At 73.7% G+C, this 24,258-nt stretch carries 23 protein-coding genes; 6 read left to right on the top strand and 17 right to left on the bottom strand.

What is annotated here, in order from left to right; translation table 11 throughout:
- The first annotated feature begins 58 nt into the window (after positions 1–58).
- From eccE to IQ279_RS15440, 3 genes are all read left to right on the top strand, one after another.
- Positions 59–1,381, top strand: a complete 1,323-nt coding sequence (gene eccE / locus IQ279_RS15450; protein ID WP_206349094.1) for a type VII secretion protein EccE — start codon at positions 59–61, stop codon at positions 1,379–1,381.
- On the top strand, positions 1,381–2,118 hold the full coding sequence (locus IQ279_RS15445) for a hypothetical protein (RefSeq protein WP_206349093.1): 738 nt from the start codon (positions 1,381–1,383) through the stop codon (positions 2,116–2,118). The genes eccE and IQ279_RS15445 overlap by 1 nt, the downstream gene beginning before the upstream one ends.
- A 255-nt stretch (positions 2,119–2,373) precedes the next feature.
- Positions 2,374–5,130 carry an SCO5717 family growth-regulating ATPase gene (locus tag IQ279_RS15440; RefSeq protein ID WP_206349092.1) on the top strand — a complete coding sequence of 919 codons (2,757 nt, stop codon included), beginning with the start codon at positions 2,374–2,376 and terminating at the stop codon, positions 5,128–5,130.
- An 84-nt stretch (positions 5,131–5,214) separates the two neighbouring features.
- Here the strand turns inward: IQ279_RS15440 and IQ279_RS15435 are convergent, their stop codons facing one another.
- From IQ279_RS15435 to rimP, 8 genes are all read right to left on the bottom strand, one after another.
- The gene (locus IQ279_RS15435; protein WP_206349091.1) at positions 5,215–6,153 is read right to left on the bottom strand and encodes a bifunctional riboflavin kinase/FAD synthetase; all 939 of its coding nucleotides are present in this window, start codon (positions 6,151–6,153) and stop codon (positions 5,215–5,217) included.
- A gap of 273 nt (positions 6,154–6,426) precedes the next feature.
- Positions 6,427–7,332: a tRNA pseudouridine(55) synthase TruB gene (truB, locus tag IQ279_RS15430; RefSeq protein ID WP_206349090.1), complete on the bottom strand. Its 906-nt coding sequence runs from the start codon at positions 7,330–7,332 to the stop codon at positions 6,427–6,429.
- Between the two features lie 3 nt (positions 7,333–7,335).
- Complete coding sequence (rbfA, locus tag IQ279_RS15425; RefSeq protein ID WP_206349089.1) at positions 7,336–7,833, bottom strand: 30S ribosome-binding factor RbfA; 498 nt, start codon at positions 7,831–7,833, stop codon at positions 7,336–7,338.
- A 65-nt stretch (positions 7,834–7,898) separates the two neighbouring features.
- Positions 7,899–8,192, bottom strand: coding sequence for a DUF503 domain-containing protein (locus tag IQ279_RS15420; RefSeq protein ID WP_093850724.1), 294 nt, complete (start codon positions 8,190–8,192; stop codon positions 7,899–7,901).
- A gap of 179 nt (positions 8,193–8,371) precedes the next feature.
- Complete coding sequence (infB, locus tag IQ279_RS15415) at positions 8,372–11,392, bottom strand: translation initiation factor IF-2 (protein ID WP_206349088.1); 3,021 nt, start codon at positions 11,390–11,392, stop codon at positions 8,372–8,374.
- Between the two features lie 169 nt (positions 11,393–11,561).
- Complete coding sequence (locus IQ279_RS15410; RefSeq protein ID WP_093850722.1) at positions 11,562–11,840, bottom strand: YlxR family protein; 279 nt, start codon at positions 11,838–11,840, stop codon at positions 11,562–11,564.
- A gap of 84 nt (positions 11,841–11,924) precedes the next feature.
- Complete coding sequence (nusA, locus tag IQ279_RS15405) at positions 11,925–12,950, bottom strand: transcription termination factor NusA (protein ID WP_206349087.1); 1,026 nt, start codon at positions 12,948–12,950, stop codon at positions 11,925–11,927.
- A gap of 2 nt (positions 12,951–12,952) precedes the next feature.
- Entirely contained in the window at positions 12,953–13,504 is a 552-nt protein-coding gene (gene rimP / locus IQ279_RS15400) for a ribosome maturation factor RimP (protein ID WP_206349086.1), read from the bottom strand.
- 268 nt (positions 13,505–13,772) lie between these two features.
- Here rimP and IQ279_RS15395 point away from each other — a divergent pair, with 268 nt between their 5' ends.
- From IQ279_RS15395 to IQ279_RS15385, 3 genes are read left to right on the top strand one after another with little or no spacing between them, the layout of a single operon-like run.
- On the top strand, positions 13,773–14,327 hold the full coding sequence (locus tag IQ279_RS15395; RefSeq protein ID WP_307792370.1) for a hypothetical protein: 555 nt from the start codon (positions 13,773–13,775) through the stop codon (positions 14,325–14,327).
- Positions 14,327–14,884 carry a ferritin-like domain-containing protein gene (locus IQ279_RS15390; protein WP_206349085.1) on the top strand — a complete coding sequence of 186 codons (558 nt, stop codon included), beginning with the start codon at positions 14,327–14,329 and terminating at the stop codon, positions 14,882–14,884. Before IQ279_RS15395 ends, IQ279_RS15390 begins: the two co-directional genes overlap by 1 nt.
- A gap of 43 nt (positions 14,885–14,927) precedes the next feature.
- Positions 14,928–15,839, top strand: a complete 912-nt coding sequence (locus IQ279_RS15385; RefSeq protein ID WP_206349084.1) for an aminoglycoside phosphotransferase family protein — start codon at positions 14,928–14,930, stop codon at positions 15,837–15,839.
- Positions 15,840–15,930: 91 nt separating this feature from the next.
- Here the strand turns inward: IQ279_RS15385 and IQ279_RS15380 are convergent, their stop codons facing one another.
- The 9 genes from IQ279_RS15380 to IQ279_RS15340 all read right to left on the bottom strand — a co-directional run bounded on the left by IQ279_RS15380 (position 15,931) and on the right by IQ279_RS15340 (position 24,112).
- Positions 15,931–17,652: a proline--tRNA ligase gene (locus IQ279_RS15380; protein WP_206349083.1), complete on the bottom strand. Its 1,722-nt coding sequence runs from the start codon at positions 17,650–17,652 to the stop codon at positions 15,931–15,933.
- Between the two features lie 172 nt (positions 17,653–17,824).
- Positions 17,825–18,358: a GNAT family N-acetyltransferase gene (locus IQ279_RS15375; RefSeq protein ID WP_206349082.1), complete on the bottom strand. Its 534-nt coding sequence runs from the start codon at positions 18,356–18,358 to the stop codon at positions 17,825–17,827.
- Positions 18,359–18,432: 74 nt separating this feature from the next.
- Positions 18,433–19,278, bottom strand: a complete 846-nt coding sequence (locus tag IQ279_RS15370; RefSeq protein ID WP_206349081.1) for a GNAT family N-acetyltransferase — start codon at positions 19,276–19,278, stop codon at positions 18,433–18,435.
- 89 nt (positions 19,279–19,367) lie between these two features.
- Entirely contained in the window at positions 19,368–20,522 is a 1,155-nt protein-coding gene (ispG, locus tag IQ279_RS15365; protein ID WP_206349080.1) for a flavodoxin-dependent (E)-4-hydroxy-3-methylbut-2-enyl-diphosphate synthase, read from the bottom strand.
- A gap of 152 nt (positions 20,523–20,674) precedes the next feature.
- A complete protein-coding gene (locus tag IQ279_RS15360; RefSeq protein ID WP_206349079.1) occupies positions 20,675–21,979 on the bottom strand; it encodes a M50 family metallopeptidase in 1,305 nt (434 codons plus the stop codon).
- The gene (gene dxr, locus IQ279_RS15355) at positions 21,976–23,247 is read right to left on the bottom strand and encodes a 1-deoxy-D-xylulose-5-phosphate reductoisomerase (RefSeq protein WP_206349078.1); all 1,272 of its coding nucleotides are present in this window, start codon (positions 23,245–23,247) and stop codon (positions 21,976–21,978) included. The genes IQ279_RS15360 and dxr overlap by 4 nt, the downstream gene beginning before the upstream one ends.
- Before the next feature lie 104 nt (positions 23,248–23,351).
- Positions 23,352–23,501, bottom strand: coding sequence for a hypothetical protein (locus tag IQ279_RS15350; RefSeq protein WP_206349077.1), 150 nt, complete (start codon positions 23,499–23,501; stop codon positions 23,352–23,354).
- 168 nt (positions 23,502–23,669) lie between these two features.
- Positions 23,670–23,909, bottom strand: coding sequence for a hypothetical protein (locus tag IQ279_RS15345; RefSeq protein WP_206349076.1), 240 nt, complete (start codon positions 23,907–23,909; stop codon positions 23,670–23,672).
- Entirely contained in the window at positions 23,906–24,112 is a 207-nt protein-coding gene (locus IQ279_RS15340) for a hypothetical protein (RefSeq protein WP_206349075.1), read from the bottom strand. Before IQ279_RS15340 ends, IQ279_RS15345 begins: the two co-directional genes overlap by 4 nt.
- Positions 24,113–24,258: the final 146 nt, after the last annotated feature.

The raw sequence follows: 24,258 nt of genomic DNA, 5'->3' as shown, positions 1-24,258 counted from the left end.
GCCCGACCAACGCCCTGGAGGGTCAGGGTGATTACGGACACAAGGGGATCTACAGGGGATGGGGACCGCCACGCGGGCCCGGACCGCCACGTCCGCGCCCGACAGCCCGGCGCCGGACGGCGCACGCCCCGAGCCCGCGAGGCCGCGTCCGGTGCGCTCGGCCACGCCGCGCGCCGAGGCACGCCGCCGCGGCCTGGGGCCGCTCCGGCTGCACCATCTGGTTCTGGCCGAGCTGGCCGCGGCGGGGGTACTGGCCGCGGCCGCCGTGCACGAGGTCCTGGTGCTCCCGGCGGCCGTGGTGGCCGTCGCCCTGCTGTTCGTGACGGTGCTTCGGCGGCGCGGCCGTCCGCTCCCGGAGTGGCTGGGCACCGTCATGGCGCTGCGCCGTCGCAGGCGGCGGGCCGCCGCCGAGGTGCTGCCTGTGGACACCGATCCGGGCCTGGCCCCGGCCATCGAGTGCGATCCGGCCCTGCGCAGCCTGACCTACGTCGACCGCGAACGGCGCGGTGTCGGCATGGTGGGTGACGGCACGTTCCTGACGGCCGTGCTGCGCGTCGAGCCCCGCCCCTCCGCTCTGCGCTCCGGCCCCGGCGAGCGGCCCCTGCCGCTGCGGCTGCTCTCCGACGCCCTGGAGGTGGACGGCATACGGCTGGAGTCGGTGCAGGCGGTGCAGTACACCCAGCCCGCCCCGGCGCCGCATCTGCCGGCGCAGTCGGTGGCCGCCTCCAGTTACGGCCCCCTGCAGGCGTCGTGCGGCGCACCGGCCGTGCGTGTGACCTGGGTGGCCCTCAAGCTCGATCCGGAGTTGTGCCGGGAGGCGGTCCGGGCGCGCGGGGACGGCCTGGAAGGAGCGCAGCGCTGCCTGGTGCGCGCCGCTGACCAGTTGGCGAGCCGGCTGGCCGGTGCGGGGTTCCGGGCGACGCTGCTGCCGGAGCAGGAACTGGTCACCGCTCTGGCGACGTCGGCCGGGGCGAGCCCTGCGGCCACGGCGCGGGCAGGACGCCCCGACTCCGCTCCCGCGCGGCGCACCGAGGAGAAGGCCCGTGCCTGGCGGTGCGACGACCGCTGGAACACCACGTACGCGGTGTCGCGCTGGCCCGAGCTGGGGCCGGGGGCCGCTCCGCTGCCGTCGCTGGTGGCGTCGCTGACGGGCCTGCCCGCCCTGGCCACCACCTTCGGTCTGACCCTGAGCCGGGGCGGGAGCCGTTCGGTCGCGATACGCGGGCATGTGCGCATCACCGCCCGCAGCGACGCCGAACTGGTCGACGCCCGGCATGTGCTGGAGCGGCTGGCGCGGGAGCACCGCGTCGGGATCGCCAGGCTGGACCGCGAGCAGGTGCCCGGGGTGCTGGCGACGCTGCCGCTGGGAGGGACACGCTGATGCCCGGATCCGCCGACTCGGTGCGCACGGCCGCGCGTTCCCGTCTGGGGTTCGGACTGCGCGGACCGCGGACGGCCCGTCACGTCCTCTCCGCGGAACAACTGGACGCGCTCGCCCTGCCGGTCGGTGACGACGGGGTGGTGGCCGGGGTCGACGTCGAGGACCGTCCGGCCGTCATCGGCCTCCACCACCCGGCCCCCTACGACGTGGTGCTGATCGGCGGCCTGTGGACGGCCCAGGTGCTGGCGCTGCGTGCGGCGGGCACGGGCGCACGGGTGGCCGTCGAGACGGGCCGGCCCCAGGCATGGACGGGTCTGGCCCGGGCCGCGGGCGGCGGCCAGCAGTGCATGACGCTCCACGACGTCGGCCGGGTGCCGCCGCTGGGCGCCACGGCCGTCTCGCCGGTCGTGGTGATCCGGGACTGCGGCATGAAGCCGCCGCGCGGACGGGTCTCCTCGGGGCCCTGGCAGTCGGTGCTGACGCTGCTTCCGTATCTGAGCCCGGTGGCCCCCCGGCTGCTCAGAGGCGCCTCGCTCACCGGTGTCCAGCAGGTCTCCCCCGAAGAGGCCCGGCAGGTGGGCAGGATCCTCTCCCTGTCCCGGCAGGAGTCCGAGGCGCTGTCCACGCTCGCCGACGGTGTGACGCTGTGGTGCACGGGCCGGGACCGGCGGTTCGTGCTGACCCGGTCGACCGACGCGGAGACGGGGCTGCTGGGCGTGGCCCGGCGGCTGGACTGACGTCCGCCGCCGGCTCCCCCGGCCGCCCGTCCGCGGTCTGCCGCCCCGTCACCGGCCCGTTGCCCGAGTGGGACAGGACCGGCATGCCGTTTCGGGGCCTGTGGCGACTAGGGTGGGCGTGCGCGCGGCAGGACATTCCGAAGGAACGGGCCGGAGGCCGCGGCGGCGGGGGAGCCGGTTGCCGCGCCCGTCCGTCGGCAGGGAGCGGTCCGCGCGGTTCGGCCGGGATGCTCGACCAGATCAGCAGGAGGCATTGTGAACAGCGACCGGGACGAGATCCGCGTCGACGGGATCGAACCCGGCGACGACCTGCCCAAGGACGAACTCGACGCCACGGGCGAGTTCACCATCGACTACACGCCGCCTGCCTGGTACACGCGGAACGCCGACCCCGCCCCGCGGCCGCCGGCCGCTTCCGCCGGCCCCGCGGACGGGGCGGAGACGGGCAGGACGGACGCGGACGCCGGTACCGGTGCCGACGCGCCTCCCGCCTTCCCCCCGGCGACGCCGTCCGGCGCCCCGGCGGCGGACGTCCGGGAGGAGTCCGGTGAACCGCGGACCGGCCCGGCGCCGGGCGCCGCTGACGGCGACCGCGACGGCGACGAGCAGGACGGTCGGCAGGTGGAGCACCCCGCCGGCGACGGTCCCGTCACCGACGCGACCATGCGTTTCTCCTCCGCCGCGCTGCGCCGGGAGATCGCCGGACGGCAGGCGGCCGAGGAGTCCGCCGAGGGCGGGGAGTACCTGCGCGAGAACGCGGACGGTGAGCCGTCCGGTGACGCGGCCTCCGCCGATGAGACTCCCCCGGTCCCGGCGCCGGCCGCCGGCTCCGATGCCCTGCCCCGACCCCGGTCCGAGGGCGACGCGGGCGGGGAACCCGGGGCGGCCGACGGTTCCGTCGGCCCCGAAGCCGGACCCGAAGCCGGACCCGAAGCCGGAGCCGGGCCCGAAGCCGGAGCTGCCGGTGAGCCGCCGCACGGTTCGGCTCCGCAGGCCCCCGCGCAGCCGCCGTGGCAGACCGCTCCGGAGGGCGGGGCACCGGTCGGGCTGCCTCCTCTGCCGCCGCACTTCCAGCCCGCCGCTCCTCCGGCCGGTGCGCCGGCGCCTGCTGCACCCAGCCCGCCCGCGCCGCAGGACGGTTACCCTCTCCCCCAGCCGCAGGCTCAACCCCGGCCGCAGCAACAGCCGCAGCCCCCGGCAGCGCCCAACCAGCTTGCCGCGCAGGGCGGTTACGGTTTCCCCCAGCCGCCCGCCGTCCCTCAGAACGAGCCCGACCGTCCGCAGCCCGCGAACGCCCCCAACCCTCCGGCACCGCAGAGCGGTTACGGCTTCCCCCAGCCGCAGGAGCAGTCGCGGGGCCAGCAGCCGCCTCAGCCCCTGCCCCCGGCCGCGCAGCAGCCCGGCCCGCCCCCCGGGCCCGCGACCGGTCAGGCCGGAGTCCCCATGCCGCTCCCGGAGTCCGCCTCCCAGGACGGCTACGGCTTCCCCCGCCCTCAGCCGCAGCCGTCGGCGCAGCAACAGCCGCAGCCCCCGGCAGCGCCCAACCCTCCGGCACCGCAGAGCGGTTACGGCTTTCCCCAGGCCGGTCCCTCTCAGCCGATGCCTCCCGCCCAGCCCTCCGCGCCCGGCCCGCAGCAACCGCTGCCGCAGCAGCCGCCGCAGGACCCCCGTGCCGGCTCCGCCTGGCCCGACCCCCGTCAGCAGCCTCCGAGCCGGCCCGGCGCACTCGGGTACACCGCTTCGGTGGAGCTGTCATCCGATCGCCTGCTGAACCAGAAGAAGAAGCCCCGCCCGCAGAGCAACCGCGGCGGCTCCCGCTTCCGTATCGGGGCCAGGAGGGAGGAGGCCGAGCGGCAGCGCAAGCTCGACCTCATCCGCACTCCGGTGCTGTCCTGCTACCGCATCGCGGTGATCAGTCTCAAGGGCGGCGTCGGCAAGACGACGACCACCACGGCGCTCGGCGCGACGCTCGCCAGCGAGCGGCAGGACAAGGTCATCGCGATCGACGCCAACCCGGACGCGGGTACGCTCGGCCGCCGGGTGCGGCGCGAGACGGGTGCGACGATCCGCGACCTGGTGACGGCGATCCCGTACCTCAACAGCTACATGGACATCCGCCGGTTCACCTCGCAGGCGCCCTCCGGTCTGGAGATCCTCGCCAACGACGTCGACCCGGCGATCTCGACGACCTTCAACGACGAGGACTACCGGCGCGTCATCGGCGTGCTGGGACAGCAGTACCCGATCATCCTCACCGACTCGGGCACCGGCCTGCTCTACAGCGCGATGCGCGGCGTCCTCGACCTCTCCGACCAGCTGATCGTCATCTCCACCCCGTCCGTGGACGGCGCCAGCAGCGCCAGTACGACGCTGGACTGGCTCTCCGCGCACGGTTACGGCGATCTGGTGCAGCGCAGCATCACGGTCATCTCCGGGGTCCGCGAGACCGGGAAGATGATCAAGGTGGACGACATCGTGGCGCACTTCAAGACGCGCTGCCGCGATGTGGTGGTCGTCCCGTTCGACGAGCACCTCGCGGCGGGCGCGGAACTGGACCTGGACATGATGCGGCCCAGGACGCGCGAGGCGTACTTCAACCTCGCCGCCCTGATCGCCGAGGACTTCTCACGCCATCAGCAGGAGCAGGGCCTGTGGTCTCCCGGCGGGAACCCGCCGCTGACCGCGCCGCCCATCCCCGGCCAGCCGCAGCAGCAACCGCCGCAGCCGCAGCCCGGCCAGGCACACCCCGGCCACCAGCAGCAGCCGCAGGCCCCCTACCCGCCGCAGCCGCAGCCCGGCCAGGCACACCCCGGCCACCAGCAGCAGCCGCAGGCCCCCTACCCGCCGCAGCCGCAGCCCGGCCAACCCCACCCCCACCAGCAGCCGTACGGGCAGCCCCAGCAGCCGTACGGGCAGCCGCCGCAGCCCGGTCAGCCGCACCCCCACCAGCAGCCGTACGGTGCCGCCGGGCCGCCCGCGTCCGGCGCGCAGTGGCAGCAGCCTGATCGGTGACGGCGGCGCGGCGACGCGCATACCGGCGGGCCCGCCCGTATGCGCGTCCCCGCTCGTCCGCCGCGGGCGGGTGGGCCGGGTCGCTCAGCCCAGCAGTTCCTTCGCCACCCGCACGTCCTCGGCCATCCGCTCCAGCAGCTCCCCCAGCGTGTCGAACCTCTCCTGGCCGCGGATGTAGGCCAGGAAGTCCACCGCGACGTGGAGCCCGTAGAGGTCGAGGTCCACACGGTCGATGGCATACGCCTCCACCGTCCGCTCGGTGCCCTCGAACTGCGGGTTGGTGCCGACGGAGATCGCGGCGGGCATCGGCTCGCCCTCGACCACCAGCCATCCGGCGTAGACGCCGTCGGCGGGGATCGCGGTGTGCGGCAGCGTCTCGATGTTGGCCGTCGGATAGCCCATCTCGCGTCCGCGCTGCGCGCCGCGGACGACCACGCCCTCCACCCGGTGCGGCCTGCCCAGCACCTCGGCGGCTCCCCGCACGTCGCCCTCGGCGACCAGCCGGCGGGTGAGGGTGGAGGAGAACGGCTCGCCGCCGCCCGCCTCCCCGCGCTCGAACAGGTCGACGACCATCACGTCGTAGTCGTACGTCCGGCCCAGCTCGGCCAGGGTCTCCACGGTGCCGGCCGCCCGGTGGCCGAAACGGAAGTTGGGACCCTCGACGACGGTGCGGGCGTGGAGCCTGTCGACCAGCACCTTCACCACGAACTCGGCCGGCGGCAGCTTCGAGAACTCCTCGGTGAAGGGCAGGACGAGGACCGCGTCCACCCCCAGGCCGGCCATCAGCTCCGCGCGCCGGTGGTGCGGTGCGAGCAGTGGCGGGTGGCTGCCGGGCCGCACGACCTCGCTGGGATGCGGGTCGAAGGTGACGACGACAGCCGGTACGCCCAGCTCGCGGGCGCGGTCGACCGCCCTGCCGATGATCAACTGGTGCCCGCGGTGCACCCCGTCGTAGGAGCCGATGGTGACGACGCTGCGCCCCCAGTCCTCGGGGATGTCCTCCAAGCCACGCCAGCGCTGCACAGTGCCCGCTCCTCGCCGAATACCAGTGGATGGTGCCGGGTCCAAGGGTGCCATGACCCCCCGTCGTGTTCGCACGGGGACCCGCGCCGGACGGATCCCACCGGAAAGCGCCCCGGTGCGCGCCGTGATTCACTCCGCGCGCCCGCCCGGTGGGGTGATTCCGGGCCTCCGGGTGGACAGAGAACCAGATGCACACAGGAGGGGGATCGTGGGTGTGGGCGCCGGATCCGGCGCCCACACCCACGGTGCGTACCACCGTCCCGCCGGGCCGGGTCAGGCGAAGACGGCCAGGCTCCTGGCCCTGCCCCCCTGCTCCTCGACCAGCGCGAGGAAGCGGTCCTCCGGTCCGAAGACCGCGACCGGTCCGGGACGGCCGGACGGCGGCATGGCGATCCGCACGCCGTTCGCCAGCAGCCTCGCCTGCCGCTCGTCCACGTCCCAGCGCGGGAAGGCGGCCGCGGCCGCCTCGCCGACGGGCATGACGGTCAGCGACTCCTGGTGCTGCTCCAGGGTGCGCGCCGCGTCCAGACCGTACGGGCCGACCCGGGTGCGGCGCAGCGCCGTGAGGTGGCCGCCGGCCCCCAGCCCGGCGCCCAGGTCACGGGCGAGCGCCCGGATGTAGGTGCCGGAGGAGCAGACGACGGAGACCAGCAGGTCCAGTACGGGGGTGCCGTCCTCGGCGCTCCCGGCGCGGACGTCGTGCACGGTGAAGGAGGAGACGGTGACCGGCCGGGCGGCCAGCTCCACCTCCTCGCCCTCGCGCACCCGGGCGTAGGACCGCTTTCCGTCGACCTTGATCGCGCTGACCTTCGAGGGGACCTGGAGGATGTCGCCGGTCAGCTTGGCGACGCCGTCGTCGATCGCCTCGCGGGCGATGCCGTCCGCCGGCGTGGAGGACGTGATCTCGCCCTCCGCGTCGTCGGTGACGGTGTTCTGGCCGAGGCGGATGGTGCCGACGTACTCCTTCTCCGTCAGCGCCAGGTGCCCCAGCAGCCGGGTCGCCTTCTCGATGCCCAGGACGAGGACGCCGGTGGCCATCGGGTCCAGCGTGCCGGCGTGCCCGACCCGGCGGGTGCGGGCGATGCCGCGCATCTTGGCGACCACGTCGTGGGAGGTGAAGCCGGCGGGCTTGTCGACGACGACCAGCCCGCCGGGCTCCTGGGTTCCTTTGCGTGCCACGGGTCAGGCGTCCTCGCCGTCCGCCCGGCCCTTGTCGTCCCCCGCGTCCCCGCTCTCCCCGACGTCCTCGGCGTCCTCCTCGCGCACGGGCTTGCGGTACGGGTCGGGCTCGCCCGCGTACGCGGCGCCGGAGGACGCCTGGCGCACCTGGGCGTCCGAGGCCCTGGCCCTGGCCAGCAGGTCGTCGATGGTCCGGGCGTTCTCCGGGAGCGCGTCCGGGACGAACGTCAGAGACGGCGTGAAGCGCACGCCGGTCTGCCGCCCGACCTCCGAGCGCAGTACGCCCTTGGCGCTCTCCAGCGCCGCGGCGGAGGCCGCCCGCTCCTCGTCGTCGCCGTAGACCGTGTAGAAGACGGTCGCCTCCCGCAGGTCGCCGGTGACCCTGGTGTCGGTGATCGTCACATAGCCGAGCCGCGGGTCCTTGATCCGCCGCTGGAGGGTCTCCGCGACCACGACCCGGATGCGGTCGGCCAGTTTGCGTGCCCGCGCGGTGTCGGTCATGTGTCTGCTTCCTTCTGTTTCGGATCGTTCGGTTCGGTCCGGCCGGGGCTGCGCACCGGACGCGTTCAGTCCTCGTCCCCGTGGAACCGCCGGCGCACCGACAGCAGTTCCACCTCCGGCCGGGCGGCCACCAGCCGCTCGCACCGGTCGAGCACGTCCGAGACGTGCCCGGCGTCCCCGGAGACCGTCGCGAGGCCGATCAGGGCCCTGCGGTGGATGTTCTGGTCCCCGACCTCCGCGACGCTCACCGTGTACTTGCGCTGCAGCTCCGCGATGATCGGGCGGACGACCGACCTCTTCTCCTTCAGCGACCGTACGTCGCCGAGCAGCAGGTCGAACGAGAGTGTGCCTACGTACATGGGATGCGGGTCCAGCCGACCCGTGGGGCCTCGTGGGGCGAAGCCCTGCCGACTCCCGGCAGGACACGGGAAACCGTACACGCAACGGTTCCCGGTGATCGACGCATATAACGGCCGGGAGCCCCCCGCCGGGGCGGGAGGCTCCGTGGCCGTTCACCGGTGGCACCCACCGGCTGGGGTCAGGCGCGGGGCTTCTCCCGCATCTCGTACGTCGCGATGACGTCATCGATCTTGATGTCGTTGAAGTTTCCGAGGTTGATACCGCCCTCGAAGCCTTCGCGGATCTCGGTGACGTCGTCCTTGAAGCGGCGCAGACCCTCGATGTTGAGGTTCTCCGCCACGACCTTGCCGTCGCGGATGAGACGGGCCTTGGTGTTCCGCCTGACCTCGCCGGAGCGGATGATGACACCCGCGATGTTGCCGAGCTTGGAGGAGCGGAAGACCTCGCGGATCTCCGCCGTGCCCAGCTCGACCTCCTCGTACTCCGGCTTGAGCATGCCCTTGAGGGCCGCCTCGATCTCCTCGATCACCTGGTAGATGACCGAGTAGTAGCGGACGTCCACGCCCTCGCGCTCGGCCATCTGCGTGGCACGCCCCTCGGCGCGCACGTTGAAGCCGATGACGATGGCGTCGGAGCCGGTCGCCAGGTCGATGTCGGTCTCGGTGACCGCACCCACGCCGCGGTGCAGGATGCGCAGGTCGACCTCCTCACCGACGTCGAGCTGGAGCAGCGAGGACTCCAGCGCCTCGACCGAACCGGACGCGTCGCCCTTGATGATGAGGTTGAGCTGCTGCACCTCGCCGGCCTTGAGCACCTTGTCCAGGTCCTCCAGGGAGACCCTGCGGGTGCGCTTGGCGAAGGCGGCGTTGCGCTCGCGGGCGGCGCGCTTCTCGGCGATCTGCCGGGCCGTGCGGTCCTCGTCGACCACCAGGAAGTTGTCGCCCGCGCCGGGGACGCTGGTCAGGCCCAGCACCAGGACCGGGGTGGCCGGACCGGCCTCCTGGACGTTGTTGCCCTTGTCGTCGAGCATCGCCCGGACGCGGCCGTAGGCGTCGCCGACCACGACCGTGTCGCCGACCCGCAGGGTGCCGCGCTGGACCAGCACGGTCGCCACCGCGCCGCGGCCGCGGTCGAGGTGGGCCTCGATCGCGATGCCCTGCGCGTCCTGCTCCGGGTTGGCCCGCAGGTCGAGCGAGGCGTCCGCGGTCAGGACCACGGCCTCCAGCAGCCCGTCGATGTTCAGGCCCTGCTTGGCGGAGATGTCGACGAACATGGTGTCGCCGCCGTACTCCTCGGCCACGAGCCCGTACTCGGTGAGCTGGCCGCGCACCTTGGTCGGGTCCGCGCCCTCGACGTCGATCTTGTTGACCGCCACCACGATCGGCACGTCGGCCGCCTTGGCGTGGTTGAGCGCCTCGACCGTCTGGGGCATCACACCGTCGTTGGCCGCCACCACCAGGATCGCGATGTCGGTCGACTTCGCACCGCGGGCACGCATGGCGGTGAACGCCTCGTGACCGGGGGTGTCGATGAAGGTGATCTTGCGCTCTTCGTCGTTGACCTCGGTCGCGGCCTGGTACGCACCGATGTGCTGGGTGATGCCGCCGGCCTCGCCCTCGATGACGTTGGTCTTGCGGATCGCGTCCAGCAGGCGCGTCTTACCGTGGTCGACGTGACCCATGACGGTCACCACCGGCGGACGCGAGACGAGTGCCTCCTCGCCGCCCTCGTCCTCGCCGAACTCGATGTCGAAGGACTCGAGAAGCTCGCGGTCCTCCTCCTCCGGGCTGACGATCTGGACGACGTAGTTCATCTCCTCGCCGAGGAGGTGAAGCGTCTCGTCGGAGACCGACTGGGTCGCGGTGACCATCTCGCCCAGGTTGAACATCACCTGGACCAGCGACGCCGGGTTGGCGTTGATCTTCTCCGCGAAGTCGGTGAGCGACGCACCGCGCGACAGCCGGACGGTCTCGCCCTTGCCGCGCGGCAGCATCACACCGCCGATGGACGGGGCCTGCATGGCCTCGTACTCCTGGCGCCTCTGCCGCTTCGACTTGCGGCCGCGGCGCGCCGGACCGCCGGGACGGCCGAAGGCGCCCTGCGTGCCGCCGCGGCCGCCGGGACCACCGGGACGGCCACCGAAACCGGGACGGCCACCGAAACCGCCGCCACCGCCGGGACGGCCGGCGAACCCGCCGCCGCCACCGGGACGACCGCCACCGCCGCCACCGGGACGGCCGGCGAAACCGGGACGACCGCCGCCGCCACCGGGACGGCCCGCGCCGCCGCCGGGACCGCGGCCGCCGGGCCCCGGACGCGGACCCGCGGCCGGACGCTGCGGCATCATGCCCGGGTTCGGGCGGTTGCCGCCCGGACGCGGACCCGCTGCGCCGCCCTGTCCGCCCTGCGGACGCGGCATGTTGCCGGGGCTGGGGCGGCCGCCGCCGGGAGCCTGCGGGCGGGGGCCGCCCTGGCCGGCTCCGGGACGCGGACCGCCCGGGGCGCCGGGGCCGCCGGGACGCGGGGCGCCGCCCGGACGGGGCGCCTGCGGGCGCGCCATGCCGGTGGAACCGCCGGAGGTGAAGGGGTTGTTGCCCGGACGCGGGCCGGCCGGACGGGCGCCCGGCTTGGGACCGCCCGGCTTGGGACCGCCGGGACCGCGGCGGTCCTGACCCGCCGGGGCGGGACGGCCACCCGGCTTCGGGGCGCCCGGACGCGGCGCGCCCTGGCCGGACGGCGGCGCGGTGAACTCGGGCTTGGCCGGAGCCGGGGGCTGCGCCGGGCCCGGCTTGGCCGGGGCCGGACGCGGACCGGGGGTCGGCGGGGTCGGGCCGCTCTTGGCGGGACCCGGACCCGGGACGTTCTTCTGGGGCGCGCTCCTGGGCGCCTCGGCCGCGGGGGCCGGGGGCTTGGGCGCGCCGGGCTTGGGGGCACCCGGGCGGGGTGCGGAGGCACCCGGCTTCGGGGCGCCCGGCTTGGGGGCCGCCTTGCGGGGGGCGGCGGGCTTCGCGGCGGACTTCTTGGCGCCTCCGGCGCCGTTGCCCGCGTCGAACGCGTCGGTCAGCTTGCGTACCACCGGCGCCTCGATCGTCGAGGACGCCGAACGGACGAATTCACCGAGTTCCTGGAGCTTGGCCATGACGACCTTGCTCTCGACTCCAAGCTCCTTGGCGAGCTCGTATACCCGGACCTTAGCCACTTCGCTCCTTACGGTCCGGAGGGATTCGTCCGCCGGACCTTCGCTACTGCATGGGCGTACTCATCGCGTACTCATCGAGTGCTCATCGCAATCTCGACCTACTTCCAACTCGCGAGGTACCTGTCCCGCACGGCGGGGTGCCGTACGGACGTCGTGCGTGCTTGCTGTCTTACGGTGTTGCCCGCGGTACTGCCTGCAGCAGCTCCGCGGTATCGAGCGGTCCGCCGGCCCGGAAGGCCCGCTGGAACGCCCGGCGGCGGACCGCCAGGTCGACACAGGTCGGTGCGGGGTGCAGATAAGCGCCCCGGCCGGGCAGCGTACCGCGATGGTCCGGAACGCATCTGTTCCCGACCAGCACCACACGCAGCAGATCGCCCTTGCCCGACCGCTCCCGACAACCCACACAGGTGCGTTCAGGGCATGCGCGGGCGCGCGTCCGGTCAGACACTCTTCAGTCTACCTCCCCGCGCCGATTGCGCCGTTGGCGGGGTCGTCGGTGGGGTACGGACGGTGACAGACCTCTCAGCCCCTCTCAGCCCCTCTCCGCGCCGCTCCCCCGGTGCTCCCCACCGCGTTCTCCGCTCTGCTCGACGTCCGGGCGGATGTCGATCCGCCAGCCGGTGAGCCGGGCGGCGAGCCGGGCGTTCTGCCCTTCCTTCCCGATCGCCAGCGAGAGCTGGTAGTCGGGCACGGTGACCCTGGCCGACCGGGCCGTGGCGTCCACGACGTCCACCCCGCTCACCCTGGCGGGCGAGAGCGCGTTGGCCACCATCTCCGCCGGGTCGTCCGACCAGTCCACGATGTCGATCTTCTCGCCCTGCAGCTCGGCCATCACATTGCGCACCCGGCCGCCCATCGGGCCGATGCACGCGCCCTTGGCGTTCAGGCCCGCACGGGTGGACCGTACCGCGATCTTGGTGCGGTGGCCGGCCTCGCGCGCGATGGCCGCGATCTCCACCGAGCCGTCCGCGATCTCGGGCACCTCCAGGGCGAAGAGCTTCTTCACCAGGTTGGGGTGGGTGCGCGAGAGGGTCACCGACGGACCGCGCACGCCCTTGGCGACCCGCACGACATAGGTGCGCAGCCGGGTGCCGTGCGAGTAGTCCTCGCCGGGCACCTGCTCCTGCGGGGGCAGGATCGCCTCGAGCCTGCCGATGTCAACAAGGACGCTGCGCGGATCCTTCCCCTGCTGGACGACCCCCGTGACGATGTCGCCCTCGCGCCCGGCGTACTCGCCGAGGGTGACCTCCTCCTCGGCATCCCGCAGACGCTGCAGGATGACCTGCTTGGCGGTGGTCGCGGCGATCCGTCCGAACCCGGAGGGGGTGTCGTCGAACTCGCGCGGCTCGGCGCCCTCGGGCAGATCGGCCGGGTCCTCCTTGGCCCACACCGTCACATGGCCGGTGGAGCGGTCCAGCTCCACGCGGGCCTGGCGGCGGCTTCCCTCGGTGCGGTGGTACGCGATGAGAAGAGCGGCCTCGATCGCCTCGACCAACAGGTCGAAGGAGATCTCCTTCTCCCTCACCAGACCCCGCAGGGCACTCATGTCGATGTCCACGGCTACGCCTCCTCCTGGCTCTCTTCGTCAGAGGCCGCAGCCTGACGCGCCTTCTCGGCCTTCTCGGCGGCCTTGCGGTTGAACTCGATCTCCACCCGGGCCCTGGCGATCTCGGTGTAGGCGAGGCGGCGGGCGGTGGGCCTGCGTCCCTTGACGCCGGGCACCTCCACGTCCACGCCCTCCTCGTCCGCCGCTCCGACGCGGGCGACCAGCTCGCCGCCGCCCGCCTCCTCCGTCAGCCGGGCCCTGACCAGCCTGCCGACGGCGCGGCGGTAGTGCCGCGGCTCGGTCAGCGGGCGGTCGGTGCCGGGTGAGGTGACCTCGAGGACGTACGGGGCGCCGCCCATCACGTCGGTCTCGTCCAGCGCCTCGGAGGCCTCGCGGCTCAGCTCCGCGCAGGTGTCGAGCCGCACGCCGTCGTCGGAGTCCACCACCACGCGCAGCACCCGCCGTCTTCCGGCCGGAGTCACGGTGATCTCCTCGAGATCCAGCCCCTTCGCGGTGACGAGAGGCTCCAGCAGTCCTCGCAGCCTCTCGCTCTGGGTGGTGCTCATCCGGGTGACTCCTCGGCCGCGTGTGCTGTTGTGGGAACGTCCAGTCCTGGGTTACGGGGGTCAAGCCTATCGTCTGCCGCGGGCCGCGCCGACCAGACGGCCCGGACGGCCGGAGGCGCTGCGCCGGGCGGCCGTCCCCCGCGCGGGGCATGCGCGGGGCGCGGCGGTGCCCCGCCGAGGGGGACGGTACGAACACGGGTACGCTCACATCCGCGGTGATCGCCGCCCGTCCCCCCGCGCCGCCGAACCACCTGCCCTGGGAGCGCCCGTGCCGATCGACCCGCGTCCCCGCCGGCGGAGCCTGCTGGCCACCGGTGCGGCGGGCGCCGCCGCGCTGCTGCTGACCGGATGCTCATGGGAGGAGCCGACGGCCGCCGAGCGCGGGCTCGCCTCCGCGGGCGAGCGGCTGCGCGGCGCCGCCGCACGCGGCAGCGCCGCGCTGCTGGTCCGCTACGACCGCACCCTCGCCGCGCACCCGGACCTGGCGGAGCGGCTGGAGCCGCTGCGGGCGGACGTGGCACGGCATGTGAAGGCCTTCGGCGGGACGGGGTCCGGCGCTTCGGCGGGCCCGAAGGCCTCCGGCACCCCGAAGGCCTCCGAGAGCACCGGCGGCTCCCCGGCCCCGGACGCCTCCCGGAGCACCGGTGCGGGCGTGCCCGCCGATCCGGGGCGCGCGCTGGCCGCTCTGGCCAACGCCGAACGCGCCGCCGCCGACGCCCTCACCCGGGCCCTCGACGGCGCCCCGCCCGAGCTCGCCCGGCTGCTCGCGTCCGTCGCGGCGGCCGGGGCGGTCCACGTCTACCTGCTCACGGACGGCGAGTGATGAACCAGACGACGAGCCCCGCTGTGAATCCGGCGGCGAATCCGGCGATAAGCCCGGCGACGGCAACGGCCGCTTCCCCGGGCTCCCCCGCGTCCTCCTCCCCCGGCGGGAAGGACGACCCCGCCCTGACCGCCCTGCAGGCCGCGCTCTCGGCCGAGCACGCCGCCGTCTACGGCTACGGCGTCGTGGGCGGGCGGATCGCCGAGGACCGGCGCGCGCAGGCGCGGCAGGCCCACGACGCCCACCGTGCGCGCCGTGACGCCCTGCGCCGCGCGGTGCGGCGGATGGGCGCTGCCCCCGAGCCCGCCGCGGCGGCCTACTCCCTGCCCTTCCCGGTCCCGGACGGCGCCGCGGCGGTGCGGCTCGCCGCCGAGCTGGAGGAGCGGGTGGCCGCCGTCTACGCCGATCTGGTCCGGGCCGGCGAGGACGGGCTGCGGCGGGAGGCGGCCGCCGCGCTGCGGGAGGCCGCCGTCCACGCGGCACGCTGGCGCGGCACGGGCGTACCCTTCCCAGGTCTCGCCGAGCGCGCCGCACCGGCGGGCCCGGAGTCCCTCTGAAGGGCTCCTCCGCGCAACGCCGACGACGAAAGGGACGCCCGGCATGACATCGGCTCCGCACGTCGAACCCCCGCAGCGACTGGTGCGTTTCCTGGGCGCGGACTCCCCCTGGCTGGCACGGCTGCCCGGCCTGGTGCGGGCGTCGCTGGAGCGCTGGGAGCTGACGGCCGAGCGGGTGGTCTCCCCGGGCGGACGCGGCAGCCTGGTCGTCCTGGTCCGCCGCGCGGACGGCTCACCGGCCGCGCTGAAGCTGCGGGCCACCGGCGCGGCGGACGAGGCGGCGGCACTGTCCCGCTGGGAGGGACACGGCGCCGTACGGCTGCTGGACGCCGCGCCCGGGGACGGCGCGCTGCTGCTGGAACGGCTGCACGCGGACGTGTCGCTGCGTTCACTGCCGGACGCGAAGGCCACCCTGGAGGCGGTCTCGGCACTGCACCGGCTGTGGGTGTCGCCCACGCCCCCGGGCGTCCCCGACGACCAGCACCCCTTCACCACCGTCGAGGAGTACACCGCCCGGGCGGTGGAGGGCATCCGCGCGCATGTGCCGGAGGAGGCCCGCCCGCTGGCCGACGAGGCCCTGGCGCTGCGCTCCGAGCTGCTCGCCGATGCCCCCGAGAACGTCCTGCTGCACGGCGACTTCCGGCAGGGCGCGGTGCTGTCGGGGGACCCGGGGCGGGCGCACTGGCTGGTGGTCGGCCCCGATCCGCTGGTGGGCGAGCGGGCGTACGACCTGGCCCGGCTGGTCCGCGACCGGCTGCACGACCTGGCCGCCGGATCCGGCGCTCCGGCGATCGCCAGGCGCCGGGTGGGAAAACTGGCGAACTCCCTGGAGGTGGGCCGCGACCGGCTGCGCGCCTGGAGCCTGTACCGGGCGGTGGAGTCGGGCGCGCGGCACATCGCCGCCGGCGACCGTGCCGACGGCGAGGCTCTTCTGGAGTTCGCCGGCTGGCTGTGAGCCGCGGCCGCGGGCCCCTGACCGGGGCCCGCGGCGAAAAGCACGGCGAGAACCGCGGCGGGGCCCGTCACGAAAGCCCCGCCGCGACGGCTCAGGCGGATTCGCCGGCCGAGCGGACCAGCCGCTCCACCGCCTCGTCCACCGGCACCTCCTCGCGCTCGCCGGTGCGCCGGTCCTTCAGCTCCACCAGGCCCTTGGCCGCGCCCCGGCCCACCACCAGGATCTCCGGCACGCCGATCAGCTCCGCGTCGGTGAACTTCACACCGGGCGAGACGCCCGTACGGTCGTCCACCAGGACGCGCACCCCGGCCGAGGCCAGCCTCCCGGCCAACTCCAGGGCCATCTCGATCTGGGCGCCCTTGCCGGCGGCGACGACGTGGACGTCGGCCGGGGCGACCTCGCGCGGCCAGCACAGGCCCTGGCCGTCGGCCGTCTGCTCGGCGAGCGCCGCCACCGCGCGGGAGACGCCGATGCCGTAGGAGCCCATGGTGACGCGGACGGGCTTGCCCTCGCGGCCGAGCACGTCCAGGGAGAAGGCGTCGGCGTACTTGCGGCCGAGCTGGAAGATGTGGCCGATCTCGATGGCCCGGTCCAGCTTCAGCCCCTCCCCGCAGGACGGGCAGGGGTCGCCGTTCTCGACGGTGACCACGTCCAGGTACTCGTCGACCTCGAAGTCGCGGCCGCACACCACGTTGCGGGCGTGGGTGTCGGGCTTGTTGGCCCCGGTGATCCAGGAGGTGCCGGGGGCCACGCGCGGGTCGGCGACGTAGCGGAAGGCGGTGCCGGCCAGCCCCTGCGGGCCGACGTAGCCGCGCACCAGGGCGGGGCGGCCGGTGAAGTCCTCGGCGGCGACCAGTTCCACGGTGGCGGGCGCCAGGTGCTCGGTGAGCTTGCCGAGGTCCACCTCGCGGTCGCCGGGCACGCCCACCGCCCAGATCTCCCCGTCCACCTTGACCAGCAGGTTCTTCAGGGTGGCGGAGGCGGGCACGCCCAGGTGGTCGGCGAGGGTCTCGATGGTGGGGGTGTCGGGGGTGTCCAGCTCCTCGGCCGGCGGGTGGCCCATGGGGTCGGCCTGCTTCAGCGGGAAGGTTACGGCCTCGGTGTTGGCCGCGTAGCCGCAGGCCGGGCAGTCGGCGAAGGTGTCCTCACCGGCGGCGGCCGGGGCCAGGAACTCCTCGGAGGCCGAGCCGCCCATCGCACCCGAGACGGCGGAGACGACCCGGTGGTCCAGGCCGAGCCGGGTGAAGATCCGCACGTACGCCTCGCGGTGCAGCCGGTAGGACTCGGCCAGCTCCTCGTCGGAGGTGTCGAAGGAGTAGGAGTCCTTCATCAGGAACTCCCGGCCGCGCAGGACGCCCGAGCGCGGGCGGGCCTCGTCGCGGTACTTGGTCTGGATCTGGTAGAGCATCACCGGCAGGTCCTTGTAGGACGTGCACTGGTCCTTGACGACCTGGGTGAAGATCTCCTCGTGGGTGGGCCCGAGGAGGTAGTCGGCGCCCTTGCGGTCCTTGAGGCGGAACAGCAGGTCGCCGTACTCCTCCCAGCGGCCCGAGGTCTCGTAGGGCTCCTTCGGCAGCAGGGCCGGGAGCAGTACTTCCTGGGCGCCGATGGCGTCCATCTCCTCGCGCACGATCCGGGTGACGTTCTCCAGGACCTGCTTGCCCAGCGGCAGCCAGGTCCAGATCCCGGCGGCGGTGCGGCGTACGTAGCCGGCGCGGACCAGGAGCCTGTGGCTGATGGTCTCGGCGTCGGCCGGGTCCTCGCGCAGCGTCTTCAGCATGAGCCGGGACATGCGCTGGACACGGGCTGCCATGGGTCTCTCCTGCGTGCGGTAGGTCGGTTTCCGGGGCCGCGACGGTGTTGCGGCCCGTCCAGGAGACTACCGGCGCCGCAGCGGCAGCGGCGCACCCATCACCGCGTACGGACTCCCGGCGCTCGGACCCCGCCTCCCGGGGGCCACCCCCGGACCCCCGGCCGGACCCGCCTCACCGCCGCAGCGGCAGCGGCGCACCCATCACCGCGTACGGACTCCCGGCGCTCGGGAACAGCACGTGGCGGGCCAGGTCGCGGTAGCCCAGCGAGCGGTAGAGGGCGCGGGCCGGGCTCTCCGTGTCGATGGCGGAGAGGATGGAGCGCGGTTCGGCGGCGGCGTCGGTGATCGTGGTGATCAGCTCCCGGCCGAGGCCGTGCTTCTGGTACGCCGGGTGGACGTGCAGCTCGGTGATGACGAAGGCGTCGTCCAGCCACCCGGCGTTCCCGTTGCGCCGCAGGTACGGCTCGACGACCGTGGACCACCACTGCGTGCGGTCGTTGGGCATGCCGTAGACGAAACCGACCAGCCGGCCCTGCGGCGTGGTGACGCCCAGCGCCCGGACGCCGGGGGAGGCGGCGTGCCGCAGCACGATGTGGCGGCGCACCTCCACCTCGTCGTCGGTCAGTCCGAAGGCGACGGCCTGTACGGCGAGTGCCTCGTCCACGCGGGCTGCGAGGTCAAGGGGACCGACCTGGGCGTCTTCCATGGTGAACGACCCTACTGGAGGGGCCGGGTGGATCCGGCGAACACCCGCGCGGGCGGCCGCCCGTCCGGGACCGTTCAGAACAGCACACTCATGAACTCGCCGACCTCGCGGAAGCCGACGCGTCGGTAGGCGGCGCGGGCGGCGGCGTTGTAGTCGTTGACGTAGAGGCTGACGACCGGGGAGACCTCGGTCAGCGCGTAGCGCAGCACCGCCGCCATGCCGGCGACGGACAGGCCCCGGCCGCGGTGTTCGGGCGCGACCCACACGCCCTGGATCTGGCACGCCCGCGGTGTGACGGCGCCGATCTCGGCCTTGAAGACCACCCGGCCGTCCTCGATACGGGCGAAGGAGCGGCCGGCGCCGACCAGTTCGGCGACCCGGGCCTGGTAGATCAGCCCGCCGTCCCCGGCCATCGGCGAGACGCCGACCTCCTCGGTGAACATCGCCACGCAGGCGGGCATCAGCACGTCCATCTCGTCCTTGCGGACGCGCCGCACGTACGGGTCGGGCCGTATCCCGGAGGGCATGCGGTCGGCGACCATCAGCGGCTGGTGGCGGCGGACTTCGCGGGCCGGCCCCCAGTGCGGCTCCAGCCGGGCCCACAGGGCCGCGGTGGGTCCGGCCGGGCCGACTACCGACGAGCAGCGACGCCCCTGGCGGCGTGCCCGCTCGGCGAAGGCGCGCACCGCCTCCCGCCCCGCGCACACGGGGACGAGGTTGGCGCCCGCGTAGCACAGGGACTCCAGCCGCCCGCGGTGGTACCAGCCCCACATCTCGCCGCCCAGCCGCCACGGGTCCAGGCCGGCGACCCGGACGCGGGCGGCGACGAAGGCGTTGTTGACCGGTTCGCGGTCGAGTACCGCGAGGGCGTCGTCGAGCTCGTGGGGCTCGACGACACGGATGGTGGTGGTCGTCAACACGTGGGATGCCTCACCGTGCGGCCGTAGTGGCAGGGGAGCGTCTTTTCGACTTTACCCCCGGGTCGTGGCGGGCGGCCCCGGCCGGTCGGTCAGCTGACGGAGACCTCCGGCTCGCCGGAGATCACGCCGTCCTTCTCCATCTGCTCGGCGATCTTCATGGCCTCGTCGATGAGGGTCTCGACGATCTTCGACTCGGGGACGGTCTTGATGACCTCGCCCTTGACGAAGATCTGGCCCTTGCCGTTGCCGGAGGCGACACCGAGGTCGGCCTCGCGGGCCTCGCCGGGCCCGTTGACGACGCAGCCCATGACGGCCACCCGCAGCGGGACCTCCATGCCCGCCAGACCGGCGGTGACCTCGTCGGCGAGCTTGTAGACGTCCACCTGGGCGCGGCCGCAGGAAGGACAGGAGACGATCTCCAGCCGGCGCTGGCGCAGGCCGAGGGACTCCAGGATCTGGATGCCGACCTTGATCTCCTCCACCGGCGGCGCGGACAGCGAGACGCGGATGGTGTCGCCGATGCCCTCGCTCAGCAGGGCGCCGAAGGCGACGGCCGACTTGATTGTGCCCTGGAAGGCCGGGCCTGCCTCGGTGACGCCCAGGTGGAGGGGGTAGTCGCACTGGGCGGCGAGCTGCCGGTAGGCGTTGACCATCACGACCGGGTCGTTGTGCTTGACCGAGATCTTGATGTCGCGGAAGCCGTGCTCCTCGAACAGCGAGCACTCCCACAGCGCGGACTCCACCAGCGCCTCGGGGGTGGCCTTGCCGTACTTGGCCAGCAGCCGCTTGTCCAGGGAGCCGGCGTTGACGCCGATGCGGATGGGGACGCCGGCGTCGGAGGCCGCCTTGGCGATCTCCTTGACCTTGTCGTCGAACTGCCGGATGTTGCCCGGGTTGACGCGTACGGCCGCGCAGCCGGCGTCGATGGCGGCGAAGACGTACTTGGGCTGGAAGTGGATGTCCGCGATCACCGGGATCTGGGACTTCTTCGCGATGACCGGCAGCGCCTCGGCGTCGTCCTGGGACGGGCAGGCCACGCGGACGATCTCGCACCCGGAGGCGGTCAGCTCGGCGATCTGCTGGAGCGTGGCGCCGATGTCGGCGGTGACGGTGGTGGTCATCGACTGCACGGAGACCGGGGCGTCGCCTCCGACGGCCACCGAGCCGACCTGGATCTTCCGGCTGGCCCGTCTGTCGGCCAGTTTGGTCGGTACGGACGGCATTCCGAGCGAAATGGCTGTCATTGTGGTGTGCAACCCCAAGCTGTGGTTCAGTGCCCCGTTCGGCGGCGGGCTCCGGCCTCCGAGATTACGGTACGCCCGGTGCCCGGGGCACACCGTGGTCCGCCGTACGCGGTGCGGGGCCGCGGGCGCGCCTGCGGCCCCGCACCGCCGCGTCAGCCGGTCAGGCGTACGGGGTTGACCACGTCCGCGATGAGCACCAGCAGTGTGAAGCAGACGAAGACGCCGGCCACCACGTACGCCACCGGCATCATCCTCGCCACGTCGAACGGGCCGGGGTCGGGACGGCGCAGCACCCTGGCCAGGCCCCGGCGCAGCGACTCCCACAGGGCGCCCGCGATGTGGCCGCCGTCCAGCGGCAGCAGGGGCAGCATGTTGAACAGGAACAGGGAGAGGTTGAACAGGGCGAGAGTGAGGAGGGTGATCGCCACCCGCTGCTCCGCCGGGATCTCCAGGGCGAAGATCTCCCCGCTGACGCGGGCCGCGCCGACCACGCCCATCGGGGAGTCCGCTTCGCGCTCGGCGCCGGCGAAGGCCGCGTTCCACAGGCCGGGGATCTTCTCCGGCAGGCGGGTGAGCGCCTCGGCGCCGGCGATCATCATGTCGCCCATGCGGTCCACGGCCTGCGGGAAGGACTGCTCGACCACACCGGTGGCCGGGGAGAAGCCGAGGAAGCCGGTGGTGACGTACTCGCCCTCGACGTAGCCGCCGCGCCCGTCGGACTTGGCGACCTGGTTCTTGACCAGGTCCGCCTGGAGTACCTCGCGCCCACCGTCGCGCTCGACGGTGATGGTGGCCGGTCCGATGGTGTCGCGGATGCGCCGCTGGAGGTCGTCCCACTCGGTGACCTCGGCCCCGTTGAAGGCGACGATGGTGTCGCCGGGCTTCAGGCCGGCGGCCTTGGCCGGGGAGTCGGGGGCGCCCTTCGGGCAGGTGTCGGTGCGCTCGGAGACCTTGACCACGCACTCGGAGACGGAGGAGACGGTGGTGGTCGTGGTGTTGATGCCGAAGGTCATCAGCGTGCCGAGGAAGATCGCCACGGCCAGCACCAGGTTCATGAACGGGCCGGCGAACATCACGATCACGCGCTTCCAGGGCTTGCGCGTGTAGAACATCCGCTTCTCGTCGCCCGGCTGGAGCTCCTCGTAGGCCGCCGCGCGGGCGTCCTCGATCATCCCCCGGAAGGGGGAGGTGGAGCGCTGCCGGACGGCGCCGTCCTCGCCGGGCGGGAACATGCCGATCATGCGGATGTAGCCGCCCAGCGGGATCGCCTTGACGCCGTACTCGGTCTCGCCCTTCCTCCGCGACCACAGGGTAGGGCCGAAACCGACCATGTACTGCGGCACGCGGACGCCGAACATCTTGGCCGTGGACAGGTGGCCCAGTTCGTGCCAGGCGATGGAGAACAGCAGGCCGACGACGAAGACGACTATGCCGAGGATGGTCATCACCGTCGTCATGCGCGTGCCTCCGCTGTCGGTCGTGTCATGTGTGCCGCCAGTTCGCGGGCGCGGGCGCGCGCCCAGGTCTCGGCGTCGAGCACCTCGTCCAGGGTCAGATCGCCCCCCTTGGGGGTGCCGTGCTCCTCGACCACCGCGGCGACGGTATCCACTATGCCGTTGAACGGCAGCCCGCCGGACAGGAACGCCTCGACGCACTCCTCGTTGGCGGCGTTGAACACCGCCGGCGCGGTGCCGCCCAGGGCCCCGACGTGGCAGGCCAGCGCCACGGACGGGAAGGCCTTCTCGTCCAGCGGGAAGAACTCCCAGCTCATCGCCCTGGACCAGTCGAAGACGGGGCCGGCGTCGGGCACCCGGTGCGGCCAGCCGATGCCGAGCGCGATGGGCAGCCGCATGTCGGGCGGGCCGCACTGGGCGATGGTGGAGCCGTCCTCGAACTCCACCATCGAGTGAATGTAGGACTGCGGGTGGACGACGACCTCGATGCGGTCGAAGGGGATGTCGTACAGCAGGTGCGCCTCGATGACCTCCAGGCCCTTGTTGACCAGGGTGGCGGAGTTGACCGTGATCACCGGGCCCATCGCCCAGGTGGGGTGGGCCAGGGCGTCCTCAGGCGTGACGTCCTCCAGCTCCTCGCGGGTGCGTCCCCGGAAGGGGCCGCCGGAGGCGGTCACCAGCAGCTTGCGGACCTCGGCGCGTGTGCCGCTCATCAGCGCCTGGAACAGCGCGGAGTGCTCCGAGTCGACGGGGATGATCTGCCCCGGCTCGACCAGCGCCTTCACCAGCGGACCGCCGACGATCAGGGACTCCTTGTTGGCCAGGGCCAGCGTGCGTCCGGCCTCCAGGGCGGCCAGGGTGGGGCGCAGGCCGATGGAGCCGGTGATGCCGTTGAGGACGGTGTGGCACTCGGACGCGGCCAGTTCGGTGGCCGCGTCCGGCCCGGCCAGCACCTCGGGCAGCGGCTCGGCCGATCCGTAGCGGGCACGCAGCGCCTCGCGCAGCTCGCCGGCCCGGCCCGCGTCGGAGACCGCGACGGTGCGGACCCTCAGCCGGTGGGCCTGCTCCGCCAGCAGCTCCACCCGGCCGCCCGCGGCGGACAGCGCGGTCACCCGGAAGCGGTCGGGGTTGGCCAGCACCACGTCGACGGCCTGGGTGCCGATCGATCCGGTGGAGCCCAGGATCACGATGTCGCGCGGGCCGTCCCCGGCGGGGGTGTCGGCCGGGTGGCGCAGACGCGGGTCTGCGAGGGGAGCGGGACTGTCGGTCATCCCCCCATTGTGTCCGGTCCGCGAGACGGCCCGGACACCGCGTCACCCCGCGCCACCCCGCGCCACCCGGCCGGTGTCCGGCCGGGTGGCGCGGGGCCCGGCCGTCAGCCGGTGCGCAGCTCTTCCACCGAGGTGCCCGGGCACGGGAACAGCAGTCCGAGGCCGGTGGCGGCGGCGACGAGAACGACCACACCCAGCCCGTGGAGGGCGAGGTCGTCCAGCGGCACGGGGACGGCCGTGTCCACCACGTCCATGGCGTCGAGTTGGCGGCGGCCACCCCCTGAGGGAGTAGCCGCCGCCAAGTCGCTTCTCGCTCAAGCCTATTGCCGCTCACCCGGAGGCGAGCAGCCAGGCGGCGCCGGAGGCGGACAGGACGGTGAGCGCCGCCAGGACGGTCTCGGCCACCGCGAGCGCGTAGCGCGTCACCGCGTCGGCTGCCGCGCCCGTCGCGCCCGGCAGTCGGCGCAGGCGCTGACCGGGCAGGACAGATGCCCGCCGGGCCGCCCGGTGGCGACCCGCGCCCAACCGATGTAGGCGAGCGGCTCACCGCGAGTGCCGCAGTGGACGCAGGCCCGGCCGTTGAGGCGGTCGCCTGGGGTGTCGGCGGGCAGTTCGATCACCTCGTCGGGGGTGCCCCGCCTCGGCAGCGGCGCGGCACTCACGCCCACCCCCCCGTCCGCCCGTACCGGTCGCGGCACTCGATCAGCCGGCCGAGCTGCGCGTAGTGCAGCTCCAACTGGCCGGGCTCCAGCACCATCTCGGTCTCGACGGACACGCCGTCGTCCCCGTGGACGGTGACGGCGACGGTCACCCGGTCCCGCACCCGGTCGTACCGTGCGTCCCTCTTGCTTGGCGTTGCGTGCATCGCTCGACCCTTCTGACATCCGGCCACCGGGCCGCGAACGCCCGGCGTTACGACTTGGACACCCAACGTGTCCGGTTCACCATGACACCGCAACCCTTCGAAGTGCAACACGAACACTTAACTTCGCCGATTCGCGCACCCGTGGC

It is taken from the genome of Streptomyces verrucosisporus (assembly GCF_017114865.1).
GTDB classification, from domain to species: domain Bacteria; phylum Actinomycetota; class Actinomycetes; order Streptomycetales; family Streptomycetaceae; genus Streptomyces; species Streptomyces fenghuangensis.
This window is presented reverse-complemented; position numbering and strand designations above follow the sequence as displayed.